Consider the following 2,292-nt stretch of genomic DNA (forward strand, 5'->3'; position numbering starts at 1 on the left):
CCCGGCCGGGGGCCCGTCCCGCACCGGTGCGCCGGGCCCGGCCCACGACGACGAGGTGGCCGCGTGGGTGCGCGAGCTGGGCCTGGAGGGCCTGGTCGACATCCACGTGCACTTCCTGCCCGAACGGGTGCTGCGAAAGGTGTGGGAGTACTTCGACCACGCCGAGAGCCACTACGGACTCCGGTGGCCGGTGTACTACCGATGGCCCGAGCCCGACCGGATCGAGCGGTTGCGCTCGCTGGGCGTGCGCACGTTCGCGCCACTGGTGTATCCGCACAAACCCGGCATGGCGCGGTGGCTGAACGACTGGGCCCGCGACTTTGCGGACCGTGTGCCCGGGGCGGTGCCCACCGCGACGCTGTACCCGGAGCCGTCGGCGGTCTCGGACGTGGCCGAGGCACTGGAGGCCGGCGCCCGGTGCGTTCAAGGCCCACGTCCAGGTCGGCGCCTACGACCCCCGCGCGGCGGAACTCGACCGGGCGTGGGGGCTGATCGCCGAGGCCGGGGTTCCGGTGGTGGTGCACTGCGGGCACGGGCCGCTGCGCGGCGAGTACACCGGCCTCGGGGTGTTCGAGCGGGTCCTCGAACGGCACCCCGGACTGGTGGCCGTGCTCGCGCACGCGGGGATGCCCGAGTACGACGAGGCGCTCGCGCTGGTGGAGCGCTATCCCGGCGTGTATCTTGACACGACGATGGTGGGGGTGCCGTTCACCGAGGAGCTCATGCCCGCCCCGCGGGACTGGCCCGCCCGGCTCGCGGGGATCGCCGACCGGGTGGTGCTGGGCACGGACTTCCCGAACATCCCGTACCCGTACGCGACCCAGCTGCGGGCGATCGCGGGCTGGGCCGCCGCCGACGACCGCCTGGGGGAGCCGTTCCTTCGTGCGGTGCTGCACGACACCCCCTCGAAGCTGTTGGATATGTGACCGCCGGGAGCGGGCGGTGCCGCCCGTTCCGGCCGCGGTGGGACCGCCCGGAGTGTCACCGCCCGAGGTAGGTGAGGACCGCGCGGACCCGGCGGTGCCCGGTGTCGCCGGGTGCGAGATCCAGCTTGGTGAAGATGTTGCCGACGTGCTTCTCCACGGCTCCGTGCGAGACGACCAGTTCGCCGGCGATCGCCGTGTTCGACAGGCCCTGCGCCATCAGCCCCAGCACCTCGGACTCCCGCGCGGTGAGCGCTCCGAGCGGGTCCGCTCGTCCGCGCGCCATCAGCTGCGCGATCACCTCGGCGTCGATCGCCGTCCCGCCGGTGGCCACCCGCCGGACGGCGGCACGGAAGTCGGCGACGTCGGCGACCCGCTCCTTGAGCAGGTAACCCACGCCCCCCGACGCGCCGGAGAGCAGCTGCATGGCGTAGGTCTCCTCGACGTACTGCGACAGCACCAGCACCGGCAGGTCGGCGACGGTCTCCCGGGCCCGCAGCGCGGCACGCAGGCCCTCGTCGGTGAACGTCGGTGGCATGCGCACGTCCACGATCGCCAGCTCGGGCCGGTGCAGACGCACGGCCTCCACCAGCGCGTCCCCGGAGCCGACCGCGGCCACGGTCTCGATCCCGTCGTCGGCGAGGAGCCGTTCGAGACCCTCCCGCAGGAGGACGGCGTCCTCGGCGATCACCACCCGCATCCGGTCTCCTTCCCGCGTGCGACGACCCGGTTCACCGACGACCCGGTTCACTGACGGCCCGCTTCACCAACGGCACGGCAGCTCCGCCCGGACGGTCGTGGGACCGCCGGGTGGACCGGCCACCGAGATCGTGCCGTCGATCGTGGCGGCCCGGTCGGCCAGCCCCGCCAGTCCCCCTCCCGGACGCATCCGCGCCCCGCCGCGGCCGTCGTCGGTGACCTCGACCCGGACGGTGTCCGCCTTCCGCCACACCCGCACCCGGGCGGTGGTGGCGTCGGCGTGCTTGGCGATGTTGGTCAGTGCCTCCCCGACGACGAAGTACGCCGTGGTCTCCACGGCCGCGGGAGGTCGCTCCGCCAGGTCCACGACGATGTCCACGGGCACCGGCGAGCCCGCGGCCTGCGCCGACAGCGCGGCGTCGAGCCCGCGGTCGGCGAGCACGGCCGGGTAGATCCCCCGGGCCAGGTCCCGCAGTTCGGACACGGCGTGCTTGGCGTCGGTGTGCGCCTCGTCGAGCAGCACCCTTGTGGCGTCCGGGTCCTCGTCGAGGCGGTCCCGTGCCCGGCCCAGGCTCATCGCGACGGCGACGAGCCGCTGCTGGGCGCCGTCGTGCAGGTCGCGTTCGATGCGGCGGCGCTCGGCCTCGGCGGCGTCCACACCCCGTGCCCG

Annotated in this window: 2 protein-coding genes and 1 pseudogene; 1 reads left to right on the forward strand and 2 read right to left on the reverse strand. The window is 74.2% G+C overall.

All coding sequences use genetic code 11. The annotated features are described in order from the left end of the window. Positions 1-55: 55 nt before the first annotated feature. Positions 56-926, forward strand: a pseudogene (locus SACHA_RS20450) (amidohydrolase family protein). Positions 927-981: 55 nt separating this feature from the next. Here the strand turns inward: SACHA_RS20450 and SACHA_RS0105455 are convergent. Together SACHA_RS0105455 and SACHA_RS20455 are read right to left on the reverse strand one after the other, a co-directional pair. After that, a complete protein-coding gene (locus tag SACHA_RS0105455) occupies positions 982-1,623 on the reverse strand; it encodes a response regulator transcription factor (protein ID WP_019807794.1) in 642 nt (213 codons plus the stop codon). Positions 1,624-1,686: 63 nt separating this feature from the next. Continuing rightward, the coding region (locus SACHA_RS20455) for a sensor histidine kinase (RefSeq protein ID WP_019807797.1) at positions 1,687-2,292 on the reverse strand (606 nt) is incomplete at its 5' end.

It is taken from the genome of Saccharomonospora halophila 8, from assembly GCF_000383775.1.
GTDB lineage: Bacteria > Actinomycetota > Actinomycetes > Mycobacteriales > Pseudonocardiaceae > Saccharomonospora > Saccharomonospora halophila.

Bases quoted from the DNA above. Each gene is read 5' to 3' on its own strand.
- SACHA_RS0105455 (WP_019807794.1), bottom strand. From the start codon at position 1,623: ATGCGGGTGGTGATCGCCGAGGACGCCGTCCTCCTGCGGGAGGGTCTC.